Origin of the sequence: Pseudodesulfovibrio nedwellii (genome assembly GCF_027923765.1) — a bacterium.
GTDB classification, from domain to species: domain Bacteria; phylum Desulfobacterota; class Desulfovibrionia; order Desulfovibrionales; family Desulfovibrionaceae; genus Pseudodesulfovibrio; species Pseudodesulfovibrio nedwellii.
On the sequence record NZ_AP026709.1, the window covers coordinates 3,697,358 to 3,713,633 of the forward strand.

A 16,276-nucleotide genomic window follows, 5' to 3' on the forward strand; every position below is an offset into this window, starting at 1 on the left:
TTGGTTCCAGCTACAGCTTATCTACCCGTTTTCCCGCGCCAATATCATCATTTCGATGTGCGGTGCGCCTGACAGAGGGCAAGGGTCTCCCATAACCCCGCGCCCCAACCATCAACCGCTCATGCATGAGGGTACAATGGGTCAACTGAGAAAAAAATTCGGCAAAATCGTCAACACGCTCCCCATTCCGCATCTCCTGGAACTCCAGGTAGATTCGTACAATCGTTTCCTGCAGGAAGGCACACCGCCGGCTAGCCGTGGAGACTTTGGGCTTGAGGGTGTATTCCGTTCCGTGTTTCCCATTGAAGATTTCAACAAGACCGCAAGCCTTGATTTCGTTTCTTATGAAATCGGCGAACCAAAATACGACGTCGATGAGTGCATCTCGAAAGGCCTGACCTACGAGACGCCCATCCGTATCACTGTCCGTCTCGTAGTTTTTGACGTGGATGAAGAGACTGACAACCGCACGATTCGCGATATCAAGGAACAGGACATTTACTTCGGAACGCTTCCGTTGATGACAGTAAAGGGTACCTATGTAATAAATGGTACTGAACGTGTTATTGTTAACCAGCTTCAGCGTTCTCCCGGTATCATTTTCGAACATGATTCTGGTAAATCACATTCCAGCCGCAAGGTGCTTTATTCAAGTCGCATCATACCCATGCGCGGCTCTTGGCTGGATTTCGACTTCGACCACAAGGACATTTTGTACGTCCGCATTGACCGTCGCCGGAAGATGCCAGTCACCATCCTGCTTAAAGCGATGGGACTTTCTCGTACTGATATCCTTGATTATTTCTACGAAATTGAATCTTATTCTTTGCTTAAAACCAAAGTACAGCGCAAGGTCGTAGAAGAGCAATTCCGTAAGGAAGAAGCTTTTGCCGACATTAAAATCGGTGATAAGGTTGTGGTCAAGAAGGGCCATAGCTTCACAAAGGGTGCTTGGAAGAAGCTCGTCAAGAACGAGGTTAAGAATATCGAGGTTGATCCGGTTTCTTTGCTCGGATTGTACTTGGCAAAGGACATCGTCGATAAAAATGGCGAAGTTTTGGCTGAGGCTGCCGAAGAAGTTACCGTTGAACTCCTTGAGAAGCTCCGTGATGCCAAGATTAAGGATCTGGACGTGCTGCATACTCGCGGCCTGGACGTTTCCTCTGCCTTGCGTGATACGCTTCTTCTGGACAAGACTACGGATCTCGAGACCGCACAGATCGAGATTTATCGCAGGCTTCGTCCCAGTTCACCTCCCACGCCTGAAATTGCGTCGAACTTTTTTGAGAATTTGTTCCGCTCTTCCGACTACTACGATCTGTCCAGCGTGGGTCGTTACAAACTTAACTCTCGTCTGAATCAGGACGTGGATTTGTCCACTCGCACTTTGACCAACGAGGATATTCTTCTCGCAGTCAAGGAACTTATGCGACTCATGGACACCCATGGTCCAGCTGATGATATTGACCATTTGGGCAACCGTCGTGTTCGTCCGGTGGGAGAACTGGTAGAAAACCAGTACCGCATCGGCCTCGTCCGCATGGAACGCGCTATTAAAGAGCGCATGTCTTTGCAGGAAGTCGCTACGCTGATGCCCCATGATCTGATCAACCCCAAACCGGTTGCTGCAGTGCTGAAGGAGTTCTTTGGAACTTCACAGCTCAGCCAGTTCATGGATCAGACCAACCCGCTTTCCGAAGTTACTCACAAGCGTCGTCTGTCCGCTCTTGGACCCGGTGGCTTGACTCGTGAGCGTGCTGGTTTTGAGGTCCGCGATGTGCATACCTCTCACTATGGTCGTATTTGTCCTATTGAAACGCCTGAAGGACCGAATATTGGTCTGATCGTTTCTTTGACGACGTACGCCAAGGTCAACGATTATGGTTTTATTGAAACACCGTATCGTAAGGTTGTGAACAAGCAGACCACCACTGATATATCCTACATTGACGCCTCCAAGGAAGCCAAGGAGATTGTGGCTCAGGCCAATGCTCCTCTGGATGATAAGGGTGTTTTTGTTGATTCACGTATCAATGCACGTATTGCCGGCGATATTCAACAAGTCGCAGCAGAAGAAGTCACCTGCATGGATATCAGCCCGAGCCAGACGGTTTCCATCTCGGCTGCGCTGATTCCCTTCTTGGAACATGATGACGCCAACCGTGCGCTCATGGGTTCCAACATGATGCGTCAGGCTGTTCCTCTGCTTCAGGCTGAGGAACCCCTGGTCGGTACCAATATGGAAGGTCCGGTCGCTCGCGACTCAGGAGCTTGTGTGCTGGCCGAAGAAGACGGTATCATCCACTTTGTGGATGCTGAACGTGTTATTATCAACTATGATAATGGGATTTCCCCGAATACCGGCGGTGCCAAGCATTACGAATTGCAGAAATGGCACAAGTCCAACCAGAACTCCTGCTTTGGACAAACTCCCCGCGTACAGGTGGGGCAGCGTGTCAAAAAGGGTGCAGTTCTGGCTGATGGCCCCGGCATTGATCATGGTGAACTCGCCCTGGGTAAGAACTTGCTTGTTGCGTTCATGCCTTGGTGTGGTTTCAACTACGAGGACTCCATTCTCATTTCCGAGCGTATGGTCAAGGAAGACGTGTTTACCTCGATTCACATTGAGGAATTTGAATTGGTCGCCCGTGACACAAAGCTTGGACCCGAAGAAGTGACCCGTGATATTTCCAACGTTTCTGAAGAAATGCTTCGGAACTTGGATGAGTGCGGTATCATTTGTATTGGTGCTCGCATCAAACCGGATGACATTATGGTCGGTAAAATCACGCCCAAGGGCGAGACACAGCTGACTCCGGAAGAGAAACTCCTCCGTGCTATCTTTGGTGATAAGGCTCGCGATGTGAAAAACACCTCTTTGAAGGTGCCGCCGGGAATTTCCGGTACCATCGTTGACGTCAAGGTCTTCAACCGTCGTTCCGGCGATAAGGATGACCGCACCAAATCGATCGAAGATGCGGATCTCGCAGCCTTTGATGTCAAGGAAATGAAGCATATCGCTTCCTTGACCGCTTCGACTCGTGACAAAGTATGGGCAGCCTGCGAAGGTGGAAAGCTCAAGAAAGAGCTGATTGGACCCAAGAAGACCAAGCTTGGCGCAGTCGGCGAGGTTATCGAGCGAGAAGCGCTGGATGCACTTCCTATTAAAAAGATGATCGGTATATTCGATAAGGATATCAATGATCAAATCAAGCTGATCGCTGCCGATTATGAGCAGCAGGTCGCTTTTATAAAGAACATCTATGACGTCAAGCGCGATAAAGTCACCGAAGGTGACGATCTGCCTCCGGGCGTCATCAAGATGGTCAAGGTCTATGTCGCCGTTAAGCGTAAATTGAGCGTGGGCGATAAGATGGCTGGCCGTCACGGTAACAAGGGTGTCGTATCCTGCATTCTTCCTGAGGAAGATATGCCGTTCTTTGATGACGGTACTCCCATGGATATCGTTTTGAACCCGCTGGGCGTTCCCTCCCGTATGAATATCGGGCAGATCATGGAAACCCATTTGGGCATGGCCGGTCGCAAGCTCGGTCAGCAGGTTACAAAGATGATGGAAGAGAGCGGCAACGCGCTCAAGGACATCCGTGAGGACGTCAAATCCATCCTTGATACACCTGACATGTACGAACTCATCGACTCCATGAGTGATGAAGAGTTTGTGACAGCGCTCAAGCAGTTGAAGAACGGTATTGTTGCCAAGACACCTGTGTTCGACGGCGCGAATGAAGACGGCATCTGGGGCTGGCTTGAGAAAGCCGGGCTCGCCTCTGACGGTAAGTTCATCTTGTTTGATGGCCGTACTGGCGAACCGTTCCACAGCCGTGTCACTGTTGGCATCATGTACATTCTGAAACTGCATCACCTTGTTGACGAGAAGATTCATGCCCGGTCTACCGGTCCTTACTCGCTCGTTACGCAGCAGCCTTTGGGCGGTAAAGCTCAATTTGGTGGCCAGCGTCTGGGTGAGATGGAAGTCTGGGCTCTTGAGGCCTACGGCGCCGCCTATCTTCTGCAGGAGTTCCTCACCGTCAAATCTGATGATGTGCAGGGCCGTGTGAAGATGTACGAAAAGATTGTCAAAGGTGATAACTTCCTGGAAGCCGGCTTGCCGGAATCCTTCAACGTTCTGGTCAAGGAACTCATGTCGCTGGGTCTGGATGTGACTTTGCACTACGAAGACCGTAAGCGTCCCGTTGCTCCTGCTGCTCCCGCAGCCATGAAGCCGCTGGTGGACTAAGGCCGGACTGTTAAAAGGTAATAGGCCCGGTCAGTCGAAAGACTGGCCGGGCATGAAATAACTTCTTACGATAGGGGATATCCATGACGTTGGACGATCTGTTCACATTGCGTGGAGCGCCGAATGCTGCTGCCCAAGGGCGTAACCTGAAGGCTATCCAGATATCCATTGCTGCGCCTGAGACTATTCGTGAATGGTCTTTTGGCGAGGTTAAAAAACCGGAAACCATCAATTACCGTACCTTCAAGCCGGAGCGGGATGGCCTTTTCTGTGCCAAAATCTTCGGTCCTGTGAAAGACTACGAATGCAACTGCGGTAAGTACAAGCGCATGAAGCACCGCGGCATCGTCTGCGAAAAGTGCGGCGTTGAGGTCATTGCCTCCAAGGTTCGCCGTGAGCGCATGGGCCACATCGAACTTGCTGCTCCTGTTGCACACATATGGTTTCTGAAGACTCTCCCTTCCAAGATCGGTACCCTGCTCGACATCACCATGGCCGATCTGGAAAAGGTCTTGTACTTTGATTCCTTCATCGTTCTTGATCCGGGCGAAACCCCGCTCAAGACGCATCAGGTCGTGTCTGAAGATCAGTATTTTCAGGTTATCGACCACTTCGGTGAAGACGCATTGACCGTTGGTATGGGGGCAGAAACTGTCCGCACCATGTTGCAGGCGCTTGATCTGCCGACCCTTCGTGCTGAATTGCGTGAAGAGTCTCAGACCACACGGTCCCAGACCAAGAAAAAGAAAATTACCAAGCGACTGAAGATCGTCGAGGCTTTCCTCGAGTCTGGCAACAAGCCGGAGTGGATGATCATGGAAGTGATTCCCATCATTCCGCCCGAACTTCGTCCGTTGGTTCCTTTGGATGGTGGTCGTTTTGCCACTTCCGATCTCAATGATCTGTATCGGCGCGTTATCAACCGTAACAACCGTCTGAAAAGACTGTTGGAACTGGGCGCTCCTGAGATTATTATCCGCAACGAAAAACGTATGTTGCAGGAAGCCGTTGACGCATTGTTCGACAACGGTCGACGCGGCCGTGCCATTACGGGCACAAATGGTCGTCCGTTGAAATCCCTGTCCGACATGATCAAGGGTAAACAAGGTCGCTTCCGTCAGAACCTTCTGGGTAAGCGTGTTGATTATTCTGGTCGTTCCGTTATTGTTGTTGGTCCCAAGCTCAAGTTGCATCAGTGCGGCTTGCCCAAGAAGATGGCTCTCGAACTTTTCAAGCCGTTCATTTATTCCGAGCTTGAAAAACGTGAGTTGGCCACTACCATCAAATCTGCAAAGAAAATGGTCGAGCGCGAAGATCTGGTCGTCTGGGATATCCTGGAAGACGTGGTCCGCGAGTATCCGATCATGCTTAACCGCGCACCGACCTTGCATCGATTGGGTATTCAGGCTTTTGAGCCTCTGCTCATCGAGGGTAAGGCCATTCAGTTGCATCCGCTCGTCTGTTCCGCATACAACGCGGATTTCGATGGTGACCAGATGGCCGTCCACGTTCCGCTTTCAGTGGAAGCGCAGATCGAATGCCGCGTTTTGATGATGAGCACCAACAATATCTTGAGTCCGTCAAACGGAACTCCGATCATCAACCCGTCGCAGGATATTGTTCTTGGACTGTATTATCTGACAACTCCGCGTTCCTTTGAAAAGGGCGAGGGAATGACTTTCTCCGATTCGGCAGAAGTCATCTCCGCTTACGATTTTGGTGTTGTTGGTATTCATGCCAGGATCAAGGTTCGCATTGACGGCGAGATTATTGAAACGACTACTGGTCGTATTATTGTTGCCGAGCTGTTGCCAAAGAATGTTCCTTTTGCTTTGGTTAACTGTGTTCTCAATAAGAAAAATATTGCAGCTCTGGTTACTGGTGCTTACCGTCTGGCCGGTACCAAATCCACGGTTATTCTGTGTGATAGAATCAAGGATCTGGGTTACGAATTCGCAACCCGTGCTGGTGTGACCATTGGTGTCAAGGATCTCAAGATTCCTGATGCCAAGCCTAAGATGCTCGCTACCGCCAATGTAGAGGTTGACGAAATCGAGAATCAGTTCCAGGACGGTATCATCACCCGTACAGAGAAATATAATAAGATTGTTGACGTTTGGACCAAGGTTACAAACGACATTTCCAACGAAATGATGCAGGAGATATCTACGGACATTTTGACCGATCCCAAGACCGGCAAAACCGAAGTAAACTCCAGCTTCAACCCAATCTATATGATGGCGACCTCTGGAGCTCGAGGCAACCAGGACCAGATGCGTCAGTTGGCTGGTATGCGTGGTTTGATGGCAAAGCCTTCTGGTGAAATTATCGAGACCCCAATTACGGCTTCCTTCCGCGAAGGCCTGTCTGTTCTCCAGTACTTTAACTCCACTCACGGTGCACGAAAGGGCTTGGCTGATACCGCGCTCAAGACTGCAAACTCTGGTTACTTGACCCGTCGCCTCGTGGATGTTGTCCAAGATGTGACAGTGTCTGAAATTGATTGCGGTACCGTGGATGGTCTTGAAATTGGTCACCTTATGAAGGGTGGTGAAATCAAACAGCGTCTGGCCGAACGTGTCCAAGGTCGTGTGACCATGTTTGACACTTTTGACGAAGATACTGGTGAATTGGTCATTCCGGCCAATTCCATCATTGATGAAGCTTATGCCCAGAAACTCGATAAGTCGGGTGTGAACTCCATTCTCATTCGTTCCGGTTTAACCTGTAAGTCCAAGCAGGGCATATGCGCCATGTGTTATGGTCGAGACCTTGCACGCGGCCATCTGGTCAACGTCGGTGAGACGGTCGGTATTATCGCCGCTCAGTCCATCGGTGAGCCTGGAACCCAGCTGACTATGCGTACCTTCCATATTGGTGGTACCGCATCCAAGGAAATTGAATCTTCGAACATCGAATCCCAGCACAATGGTCGCACCGTGACTTCTCGTATGCGTACTGTCGTCAACTCCGAAGGCCACAAAATGGTGCTCGGTAAGAGTTGTCAGGTTGGAATTATTGACGAGCAGGGCCGTGAGCGTGAAAAATACACGCTTCCATCCGGTTCTCGTTTGTTGGTGGACGAAGGGCAGGATATCAAGAAGGGAACCCCTCTGGCTGAGTGGGATCCGTACATGGAGCCGTTCATTGTTGACGTTTCCGGTGCTATCAAATTCAAGGATATCATTGAAGGCAAGACCGTGCAGGAAGATCGTACTTCCAAGGCATCCTTCACCATTATGGAATACCGTACTACCAACTTCCGTCCCTCGGTCGGTCTGTTGGGTGAAGACGGAACCCCCGTGCAGCGTCCCGGCACCGAAATCGATGCCAACTTCGCTATGCCTGTGGGCGCCATTCTGATGGTTAAGGACGGTGATATGGTCAAGGCCGGTGACGTTATCGCACGTAAACCACGTGAGTCTTCCAAGACGAAAGATATCGTTGGTGGTCTCCCGCGCGTCGCAGAGCTGTTCGAGGTACGCAAACCCAAGGATATGGGTGTTGTCACCTCCATTGACGGCATTGTCACCTTTGGTGCTGAAACCAAAGGTAAGCGCAAAGTTGTTGTCACGCCGGAAACCGGTGACGTTCAGGAATTCCTTATTCCCAAGGGTAAGCATATCACGGTTCAGGAAGCTGACTTCGTGGAAGCAGGTGACCTGCTGACAGAAGGCAACCCGGAACTGCATGATATCTTGCGCATTAAGGGTGAAAAGTTCCTGGCTGGTTACCTTGTTGAAGAAATTCAGGATGTGTATCGTTTCCAGGGTGTTAACATTAACGATAAGCATATTGAAATAATAGTGCGTCAGATGCTTAAAAAGGTTTCCATCCTCGAACCTGGTTCTACCTCCTTCCTTATCGGAGAGCAGGTGGATAAGATCAGGTTTATGTTAGAGAACAATAAGGTCTCAGATGAAGGTGGCACTCCCGCTATAGCCGAGACTTTGGTTCTGGGTATTACCCAGGCATCTTTGTCCACGGATTCCTTCATCTCTGCAGCTTCCTTCCAGGAAACAACCAAGGTTTTGACCGAGGCTTCTTTGAAAGGTAAGTGTGATCATCTGCGCGGCTTGAAAGAAAACGTCATTGTTGGTCGTTTGGTGCCCGCTGGTACCGGCTTCCGCAAGTACACCGAAGCAGGCATTGCAGTGCCGGAACAGACGGAGCGCCCGGATAAGTTCCTTGAGGAACTTGAAGAGAGCCCGTTACTGGTTGACGTCCCGCAGGCCTAGGAACGAAAAGAAAATAACACGGTATCAACCGTGTCTAATTGATTGAAAAGATTGGAGAGGTCCGACCTCTCCAAATCTTTTTGGTAAGAGAACCGAAAAGTATCCGAGAAGTTCGGGGCGAATCACTTGACAAGCCCGGAGTTTTTAGATTACTTGCGGTCCTCTTTGCGCAATCTTTGCGCGTGGGTAATCTATTAACTATTGATTGGAGGATGAATGCCCACCATTAACCAACTCATCCGTAGAGGCCGCAAAGCGCAGCCCAAGCGGAAGAAAACCCCGGCTCTGATGGAATGCCCTCAGCGTCGTGGTGTTTGCACTAGGGTTTACACAACAACCCCTAAGAAGCCGAACTCCGCGCTTCGTAAGGTTGCTCGTGTTCGCCTGACCAACGGCATGGAAGTAACTGCCTATATTGGTGGTGAAGGCCATAACCTGCAGGAACACTCCGTGGTTCTTATTCGTGGCGGTCGTGTAAAGGATTTGCCAGGTGTTCGTTACCATGTTGTCCGCGGTACTCTCGATACCTCCGGTGTTGATGATCGTCGTCGTGGTCGTTCCAAGTACGGCACCAAGCGTCCTAAATAGGTTAGCCTTTTTCTAAATGCCCGGGGAGGGATGACAAAGTAGGGCGGAGGCTGCCCCAAATAATGTCCCCCCGGCGGAACTTCAAGGAGAAAAAAATGCCTCGTAAAGGTCCTGTCCAAAAGAGACAGATCCTGCCGGATCCAGTATACGGCAGCAAACTCATCACTCGCTTCATCAACCGGCTTATGCTGGATGGTAAGAAGAGTACTGCAGAAAGAATTTTCTACCAGGCTATTGAAACCCTGGCTAATAAGACTAACGAAGAGCCTTTGAGAGCTTTCGAAAAGTGCTTGGACAACATTCGTCCTTCTTTGGAAGTCAAATCCCGTCGCGTCGGTGGTGCCACCTATCAGGTACCTCTCGAAGTTCGCCCGGACCGTCAGACCGCTCTCGCCATTCGTTGGCTGATCGGTTATGCACGTGGTCGCGGAGAGAAGGGCATGGTTGCCCGTCTGTCTGGTGAACTGCTGGACTCCTTCAATAACCGTGGCGGCGCTGTCAAGAAGCGTGAAGATACCCACAAGATGGCTGAAGCTAACAAAGCTTTTGCTCACTACCGCTGGTAGTCACGGAGTATTACAGTGGCGAGAAAAGTACCCAGAGACAAACAGCGCAATATCGGTATTATGGCCCACATCGATGCGGGCAAAACTACTACGACAGAGCGCATTCTGTTTTACACCGGCGTTTCCCACAAGATCGGTGAAGTTCACGACGGCGAAGCTACCATGGACTGGATGGTTCAGGAGCAGGAACGTGGTATTACCATTACTTCTGCTGCAACCACCTGCATGTGGCGCGACCATCGTGTCAATATCATTGATACACCTGGTCACGTTGACTTCACCATGGAAGTTGAGCGCGCTCTGCGCGTGCTGGATGGCGCTATAGCCGTTTTTGACTCCGTGGCCGGAGTCGAGCCTCAGTCTGAGACTGTCTGGCGTCAGGCGGATCGCTACCGCGTTCCTCGTATGGCGTTTGTCAACAAGATGGACCGTGTTGGCGCGGATTTCTTCCGTTGTGTTGATATGATGAAGACACGCCTCGGCGCCAAGGCCGTTCCCGTTCAGCTGCCCATCGGTGCAGAGGACGAGTTTGAAGGTGTTGTCGATCTCATCGAAGGAAAGGCTTACATCTATGATCATAAAGATCATGGTGCCAGCTTCTCCACCGTTGATGTGCCTGAAGAGCTTCAGGACCAATATGAGTTGATGCGTTCCGAGATGATCGAAGCCATTGCCGAGGAAGACGAAGTCCTTCTCGAAAGGTACATGACTGAAGAGGAACTGACCGCTGATGAACTGCGCGAAGGTGTGCGTAAGGCTACTAACAGCCTGACCATCTGCCCCGTTCTGTGCGGCACCGCATTCCGCAACAAAGGCGTTCAGCCTCTGCTTGACGCTGTTGTCGATTACATGCCGTCTCCTCTCGATATCGAAACCATGAAGGGTATCGATCCTCATACCGAGGAAGAAATCGAATGCCCCTGCGACGACGACAGGCCGCTCGCAGCTCTCGCTTTCAAACTCATGACTGACCCCTTTGTCGGCCATCTGACCTTCCTGCGTATCTACTCCGGTAAGATCGTCAGCGGTGACACTGTCATGAACGCTGCCACCGGCAAGAAAGAGCGCATTGGTCGCCTTTTGAAAATGCACGCTAACAAGCGTGAAGAAATAAAAGAGGCATACGCTGGCGACATCGTCGCTGCCGTCGGCCTCAAATACGTAGCCACTGGTGATACCATGTCGGATCTCAAGAACGCTGTCGTTCTTGAATCTCTTGATATCCCCGATTCAGTTATTGAAGTGGCTATTGAACCCAAGACCAAGGCAGACCGTGACACATTGTCCGCTGCTCTCGTCAAGCTTGCCAAGGAAGATCCATCTTTCCGCGTCAAGGGTGACGAAGAGACCGGACAGACCCTGATCGCCGGAATGGGCGAGTTGCATCTCGAAATCATTGTTGATCGTCTCCTCAGGGAGTTCAACGTGAATGCAAACGTGGGTGCACCCCGCGTTGCGTACAGAGAGACCATCTCCGCACCGAAAAAGGTCGATGTCAAACACGCCAAACAGTCTGGTGGTCGTGGTCAGTATGGCCACGTTATCCTGGAAATCGAACCCAATCCTGAGAAAGGGTACGAATTTGAGGATGCTATCAAGGGCGGCGTTATTCCCAAGGAATACATCCCCGCTGTTGATAAGGGCATTCAGGATGCCATGAAAAACGGTATCGTCGCCGGTTTCCCGGTTGTCGATGTGAAGGTCAAGCTTGTTTACGGCTCCTATCATGAAGTCGACTCCAGCGAACAGGCCTTCTATATTGCCGGTTCTCAGGCAATCAAGGAAGCTTGCAGAGGCGCCAAGCCGGTCTTGCTTGAGCCGATTATGTCGGTTGAAGTTGTGACCCCCGAGGATTACCTCGGTGATGTCATGGGTGACTTGAACGGCCGTCGTGGACGCGTGGGTGAAATGGAAGCCCGCACCGGTGTCCAGGTTGTTCGGTCTTTCGTCCCGCTTTCCGAGATGTTCGGATATGCCACTGATCTTCGTTCGAAGACACAGGGCCGCGCGACGTTCACCATGCAGTTCGATCACTACGAAAAGTTACCGAACAGCTTGGCTGAAGAATTGATGAACGGAAAAGATTAACGTAGAGCCGAGGATTTTCCCTTTGCTTGACACTGCGGCGAGTCGGGTGTAATCAACCCGACCGCTGCAATGAACCGTGCCATTATCAATTTTGGCACGAGCAAAGATAAATCCTTTGAGGAGAAAGCACTATGGCTGCTTCGATGGCGAGCGATCGCATCAGAATTAAATTGAGATCATACGATTACCGTATTTTGGACAAGGCTGTCACCGAGATCGTTGACACCGCCCGGAATACGGGTGCGGCAATTGCCGGCCCCGTGCCGCTGCCCACCGACATTCATCGTACTACTGTTCAGAAGTCTGTTCACGTTGACAAAAAGTCTCGTGAGCAGTTTGAAATGCGTATTCACAAGCGTCTTCTGGATATTCTTGAACCAACTCAGCAGACTGTTGACGCTCTTGGCAAGCTTTCCTTGCCTGCCGGCGTGGACGTCGAGATCAAGCTCTAGGAGTATAGTTATGGCTAAGACTCTCGGATTGCTTGGCAAGAAGCTGGGCATGACACGCATTTTCACTGACGATGGTAAAATCTGTCCTGTAACCGTTATTGAGGCTGGTCCTTGTTCGGTTATGCAGATTAAGACCACAGATAAGGAAGGCTACAACGCTTTGCAGCTCGGTTATGATTCCATCGCCGAACGCAAAGTGAACAAGCCCATGAAAGGCCATATGGCCAAGGCCGGTAAGGACCTCTATCGCACACTCAAGGAATTTCCTCTTGAAGTAGTAGAAGAGTACGAACTGGGCCAAGAAATTACCGTCGACATTTTTGCCGCCGGTGAAAAGGTCAAGGTTACCGGTACCTCCAAGGGTAAAGGTTTCCAGGGTGTCATGAAGCGTCACAACTTCGCTGGCTCCCGCGCCTCCCATGGTGCTGAGAAAGTTCACCGCGTTCCCGGTTCAGTCGGTAACGCTACTTTCCCAGGCCGCGTTTGGAAGGGCAAGAAAATGCCCGGCCAGATGGGTAATGCACGTGTGACCTTGAGCAACGTGGAAATCGTCGATGTCAGGCCCGAGGACAATGTCCTGTTGGTCAAGGGCCAAGTGCCCGGTCCCAACAACGGCCTCGTGATGATCCGCAAGAACGGCTAAGAGGTATACGTCATGGCTAAAATACAAGTTGTAGATCAGAATAATAAGAAAGTGGGCGACTTCGAGTTGGCTCCTGAGGTTTTCGAGGTAGAAATTATGCCCGAAATTCTCAACCACGTTGTCCGTGCCCAGCGCGCATCTGCACGTCAGGGAACCCACGCTACTAAGAACCGTGCTTTGAAGACCGGCGGTGGCCGCAAGCCCTGGCGCCAGAAAGGCACCGGTCGTGCTCGTGCTGGCTCCGTCCGTTCGCCTCTGTGGCGTGGTGGTGCTACCACCTTCGGCCCGCAGCCTCGCGATTACTCCTTCAAAGTGAACAAGAAAGTCCGCAAGCTGGCTTTGAAAATGGCTTTGTCCTCCCGTGCTTCTGAAGAGAAGATCACAGTGGTCAAGTCCATTGATCTCGCAGAGATCAAAACCAAGGCTTTTGCTGATGTCGCTGAGAAGCTCGGCATGACCAAGACCCTCATCGTCGCAAAGGGCGTTGACAAGAATCTGGAGCTTTCCGCACGGAACATGCCCCATATCAAGGTCATCGAAGCCGACAAGCTGAATGTTTACGATGTGCTGCTGTACCCCGAGCTGGTAATGCTCGAGACCGCTGCTCAAGACGTTCAAGAGAGGTTGAAGTAATGGATTATTCACAAGTACTGCTCAAGCCCGTTGTTTCTGAAAAGGCCAACGAAGCCAAAGAGCATTCCAATCACGTCTCTTTTTACGTCCACCCCGATTCTAATAAGGTCGAGGTAAAGAAGGCCGTTGAGGCAGCCTTTGACGTTAAAGTCGAGTCTGTGAATATTGTCCGGAAGAAAGCAATGCCGCGTATGAAGTTCGGTCGTGCCACCGGTGGTCGCATCGCCGGTTACAAAAAGGCATACGTCAAGCTTGCTGCCGGTGACAAAATCGAAATATTCGAAGGAGTGTAACCATGGCAACCCGTAAGTTGAAGCCTACTTCTCCGGGCCGCCGGTTCCAGACGATCTCTGATTTTGCTGAGATCACCAGGACCACTCCCGAGAAGTCGCTGACCAAAGGTCTGACCAAGAAGTCTGGCCGTAATAATAATGGTCGTGTCACCATGCGCCGTCGCGGCGGAGGACACAAGACGCTGTACCGCGTCATCGATTTCAAGCGCAATAAGCTTGGCGTACCCGCCAAGGTTGCCGAGATCGAATATGATCCGAACCGCAGCGCCCGTATCGCTCTTCTGCATTACGCAGATGGTGAGAAGCGCTATATCCTGGCTCCTGTCGGCCTGAATCAGGGCGATTCTATCGTCGCTGGCGAAGGTATTGACATCAAGCCCGGCAACGCCATGGATCTGGCAAAGATCCCGACTGGTACCATCGTGCATAACATTGAATTGCATCCTGGAAAGGGTGGACAGTTCTGCCGCGCAGCCGGTACATATGCACAGTTGATCGCCAAGGAAGGCAAATACGCCCTCCTGCGCATGCCTTCTGGTGAGGTCCGTAAGGTCCTGGCCACTTGCTGCGCCACTGTCGGTCAGGTTGGTAACATTCATCACGAGAACATCAAGATCGGTAAGGCTGGCCGTAACCGCTGGCTCGGTCGTCGCCCGAAGGTCCGTGGTGTGGCAATGAACCCGATCGATCACCCGTTGGGTGGTGGTGAAGGTCGTAGTTCCGGTGGTCGCCATCCGGTGTCCCCATGGGGTACCCCGGCTAAGGGTTATAAGACCCGGAACAAGAAGAAGGCTTCCTCGAAGCTCATCGTCAAACGCCGCGGCCAGAAGTAGGAGTATAACTAATGCCTAGATCTCTTAAAAAGGGCCCGTTCCTTGACGGTCACCTGATCAAGAAAATCCAAGTGGCTGGAGAAAATCAGGATCGTCGCGTGATCAAGACTTGGTCCCGTCGTTCCACGATCGTCCCCGAGATGGTCGGTATGACTTTCGCTGTCCATAATGGTCGTAAGTTCATCCCTGTGTTCGTTACCGAAAACATGGTCGGACACAAACTGGGTGAATTTTCCCCCACCCGTACCTACTTCGGCCACGTTGCCGATAAGAAAAAGTAGGGTAGGAGGACATCATGGAAGCTAAAGCAGTCTCTAAGTTCATTCGCGTGTCTCCGCGCAAGACTCGTCTTGTTGCCGAGAACATTAAAGGCAAGGGCGTCGAAGACGCTCTTAACATTCTTCGGTTCACTCCGAAGAAGGCCGCGAAGATCCTCAGCAAGGTCCTCTTTTCCGCTGTTTCCAACGCGGAACAGATGCCCGGAGTTGATGTTGATTCCCTGATCGTTGATACGGTCATGGTTAACGAAGGTCCTACCTGGAAGCGTATTCAGCCGCGTGCCATGGGCCGCGCTTACCGCATCAGGAAGCGTACCAGCCACATTACAATCGTAGTGAAGGAACAGTAATATGGGACAGAAAGTACATCCTTACGGTTTTCGTCTGGGGTATAACAAGAACTGGCTGTCCCGCTGGTACAGCAAAAAGGACTATCCTGCGTTCGTTCTTCAGGACGACCAGGTCCGCAAGTTCGTTAAGAAAAAATTGTTTCAAGCTGGCGTGTCCCGCATCGAAATCGAGCGGGCCGGCGGCAAGATTCGCCTGATCATCCACACCGCGCGTCCCGGTATTGTTATCGGTCGCAAGGGTGTAGAGATAGAAAAGTTGCGTGAAGAATTGCGTAACAAGTTTCAAACTGAATTCACCATTGAGGTCAACGAGATTCGTCGACCGGAGGTTGAAGCTCAGCTCGTAGCTGAGAACATTGCCCAGCAGCTTGAACGTCGAATTGCCTTCCGCCGTGCCATGAAGCGTACGGTGGGCCTTGCCAGGAAATTCGGCGCCGAGGGTATTAAAGTTGCGTGTGCAGGTCGCCTGGCTGGCGCCGAAATCGCACGCGGCGAGTGGTACCGTGATGGGCGTGTGCCTTTGCACACACTCCGTGCCGACATCGACTATGGTTTCGCCGAAGCAGCTACTACTTACGGTGTTATCGGAGTCAAGGTCTGGATTTTCAAGGGTGAGATTCTGGACAAAGAGGTAGAACAGTAATGCTTGCTCCAAAAAGAGTAAAATTCAGAAAGCGGCAGAAAGGCCGCCTCAGAGGCAAGGCCCAACGGGGTAACAGTGTGTCCTTCGGCGATATCGGCCTGAAGGCATTGGAGCACGGAAAGATCACAGCCCAGCAAATCGAATCCGCTCGTGTCGCTATCATGCGTCACATCAAGCGCGGCGGTAAAGTCTGGATCCGCATCTTCCCTGATTTCCCCGTCACCTCCAAGCCCGCGGAAGTCCGTATGGGTAAGGGTAAAGGCGCACCCGATGGTTGGGTTGCACCGGTGAAACCGGGTCGTATTATGTACGAAGTTAAAGGTGTTGACATCGAATTGGCTAAGGAAGCGCTCAAGCGTGCTTCCTACAAGCTGCCGATCAAGACCGCTATCGTTGTGAAGGAGGGTATGTAA

The 16,276-nt window shown here is 51.4% G+C and carries 14 protein-coding genes; all 14 read left to right on the forward strand.

All coding sequences use genetic code 11. From position 1 onward, the window contains the following. Positions 1 to 136 precede the first annotated feature (136 nt). The 14 genes from rpoB to rplP all read left to right on the forward strand — a co-directional run bounded on the left by rpoB (position 137) and on the right by rplP (position 16,276). Positions 137 to 4,258, forward strand: coding sequence for a DNA-directed RNA polymerase subunit beta (gene rpoB, locus SYK_RS17305; protein WP_281761515.1), 4,122 nt, complete (start codon positions 137 to 139; stop codon positions 4,256 to 4,258). Positions 4,259 to 4,341: 83 nt separating this feature from the next. Continuing rightward, the gene (gene rpoC / locus SYK_RS17310) at positions 4,342 to 8,496 is read left to right on the forward strand and encodes a DNA-directed RNA polymerase subunit beta' (RefSeq protein ID WP_281761516.1); all 4,155 of its coding nucleotides are present in this window, start codon (positions 4,342 to 4,344) and stop codon (positions 8,494 to 8,496) included. Between the two features lie 216 nt (positions 8,497 to 8,712). Beyond that, positions 8,713 to 9,084 carry a 30S ribosomal protein S12 gene (rpsL, locus tag SYK_RS17315; RefSeq protein WP_281761517.1) on the forward strand — a complete coding sequence of 124 codons (372 nt, stop codon included), beginning with the start codon at positions 8,713 to 8,715 and terminating at the stop codon, positions 9,082 to 9,084. A gap of 95 nt (positions 9,085 to 9,179) precedes the next feature. After that, on the forward strand, positions 9,180 to 9,650 hold the full coding sequence (gene rpsG, locus SYK_RS17320; protein ID WP_281761518.1) for a 30S ribosomal protein S7: 471 nt from the start codon (positions 9,180 to 9,182) through the stop codon (positions 9,648 to 9,650). A 15-nt stretch (positions 9,651 to 9,665) separates the two neighbouring features. After that, positions 9,666 to 11,738 (forward strand): elongation factor G, encoded by a 2,073-nt coding sequence (fusA, locus tag SYK_RS17325; RefSeq protein WP_281761519.1) that lies wholly within the window; start codon positions 9,666 to 9,668, stop codon positions 11,736 to 11,738. 131 nt (positions 11,739 to 11,869) lie between these two features. Continuing rightward, positions 11,870 to 12,190 carry a 30S ribosomal protein S10 gene (rpsJ, locus tag SYK_RS17330; protein WP_163808134.1) on the forward strand — a complete coding sequence of 107 codons (321 nt, stop codon included), beginning with the start codon at positions 11,870 to 11,872 and terminating at the stop codon, positions 12,188 to 12,190. 10 nt (positions 12,191 to 12,200) lie between these two features. Next, complete coding sequence (rplC, locus tag SYK_RS17335) at positions 12,201 to 12,833, forward strand: 50S ribosomal protein L3 (RefSeq protein ID WP_281761520.1); 633 nt, start codon at positions 12,201 to 12,203, stop codon at positions 12,831 to 12,833. Between the two features lie 12 nt (positions 12,834 to 12,845). Next, positions 12,846 to 13,466 (forward strand): 50S ribosomal protein L4, encoded by a 621-nt coding sequence (gene rplD / locus SYK_RS17340; protein WP_281761521.1) that lies wholly within the window; start codon positions 12,846 to 12,848, stop codon positions 13,464 to 13,466. Then, positions 13,466 to 13,759 (forward strand): 50S ribosomal protein L23, encoded by a 294-nt coding sequence (gene rplW / locus SYK_RS17345; RefSeq protein WP_281761522.1) that lies wholly within the window; start codon positions 13,466 to 13,468, stop codon positions 13,757 to 13,759. Before rplD ends, rplW begins: the two co-directional genes overlap by 1 nt. A 2-nt stretch (positions 13,760 to 13,761) precedes the next feature. Then, positions 13,762 to 14,592, forward strand: a complete 831-nt coding sequence (gene rplB, locus SYK_RS17350; RefSeq protein WP_281761523.1) for a 50S ribosomal protein L2 — start codon at positions 13,762 to 13,764, stop codon at positions 14,590 to 14,592. A gap of 11 nt (positions 14,593 to 14,603) precedes the next feature. After that, the gene (gene rpsS, locus SYK_RS17355) at positions 14,604 to 14,873 is read left to right on the forward strand and encodes a 30S ribosomal protein S19 (RefSeq protein ID WP_281761524.1); all 270 of its coding nucleotides are present in this window, start codon (positions 14,604 to 14,606) and stop codon (positions 14,871 to 14,873) included. A gap of 14 nt (positions 14,874 to 14,887) precedes the next feature. After that, entirely contained in the window at positions 14,888 to 15,220 is a 333-nt protein-coding gene (gene rplV / locus SYK_RS17360; RefSeq protein ID WP_281761525.1) for a 50S ribosomal protein L22, read from the forward strand. A gap of 1 nt (position 15,221) precedes the next feature. Continuing rightward, positions 15,222 to 15,863: a 30S ribosomal protein S3 gene (rpsC, locus tag SYK_RS17365; protein ID WP_281761526.1), complete on the forward strand. Its 642-nt coding sequence runs from the start codon at positions 15,222 to 15,224 to the stop codon at positions 15,861 to 15,863. After that, the gene (gene rplP, locus SYK_RS17370) at positions 15,863 to 16,276 is read left to right on the forward strand and encodes a 50S ribosomal protein L16 (RefSeq protein ID WP_281761527.1); all 414 of its coding nucleotides are present in this window, start codon (positions 15,863 to 15,865) and stop codon (positions 16,274 to 16,276) included. The genes rpsC and rplP overlap by 1 nt, the downstream gene beginning before the upstream one ends.

What these genes read in the sequence shown, in the direction of transcription:
- rplW (WP_281761522.1), top strand. Translation starts at nt 13,466, where the DNA reads ATGGATTATTCACAAGTACTGCTCAAGCCCGTTGTTTCTGAAAAGGCC.
- rpsC (WP_281761526.1), top strand. Translation starts at nt 15,222, where the DNA reads ATGGGACAGAAAGTACATCCTTACGGTTTTCGTCTGGGGTATAACAAG.
- rpsG (WP_281761518.1), top strand. Translation starts at nt 9,180, where the DNA reads ATGCCTCGTAAAGGTCCTGTCCAAAAGAGACAGATCCTGCCGGATCCA.
- rpsL (WP_281761517.1), top strand. Translation starts at nt 8,713, where the DNA reads ATGCCCACCATTAACCAACTCATCCGTAGAGGCCGCAAAGCGCAGCCC.
- rplD (WP_281761521.1), top strand. Translation starts at nt 12,846, where the DNA reads ATGGCTAAAATACAAGTTGTAGATCAGAATAATAAGAAAGTGGGCGAC.
- rpsJ (WP_163808134.1), top strand. Translation starts at nt 11,870, where the DNA reads ATGGCTGCTTCGATGGCGAGCGATCGCATCAGAATTAAATTGAGATCA.
- rplV (WP_281761525.1), top strand. Translation starts at nt 14,888, where the DNA reads ATGGAAGCTAAAGCAGTCTCTAAGTTCATTCGCGTGTCTCCGCGCAAG.
- rplP (WP_281761527.1), top strand. Translation starts at nt 15,863, where the DNA reads ATGCTTGCTCCAAAAAGAGTAAAATTCAGAAAGCGGCAGAAAGGCCGC.
- rpoB (WP_281761515.1), top strand. Translation starts at nt 137, where the DNA reads ATGGGTCAACTGAGAAAAAAATTCGGCAAAATCGTCAACACGCTCCCC.
- rpoC (WP_281761516.1), top strand. Translation starts at nt 4,342, where the DNA reads ATGACGTTGGACGATCTGTTCACATTGCGTGGAGCGCCGAATGCTGCT.
- rplB (WP_281761523.1), top strand. Translation starts at nt 13,762, where the DNA reads ATGGCAACCCGTAAGTTGAAGCCTACTTCTCCGGGCCGCCGGTTCCAG.
- rplC (WP_281761520.1), top strand. Translation starts at nt 12,201, where the DNA reads ATGGCTAAGACTCTCGGATTGCTTGGCAAGAAGCTGGGCATGACACGC.
- rpsS (WP_281761524.1), top strand. Translation starts at nt 14,604, where the DNA reads ATGCCTAGATCTCTTAAAAAGGGCCCGTTCCTTGACGGTCACCTGATC.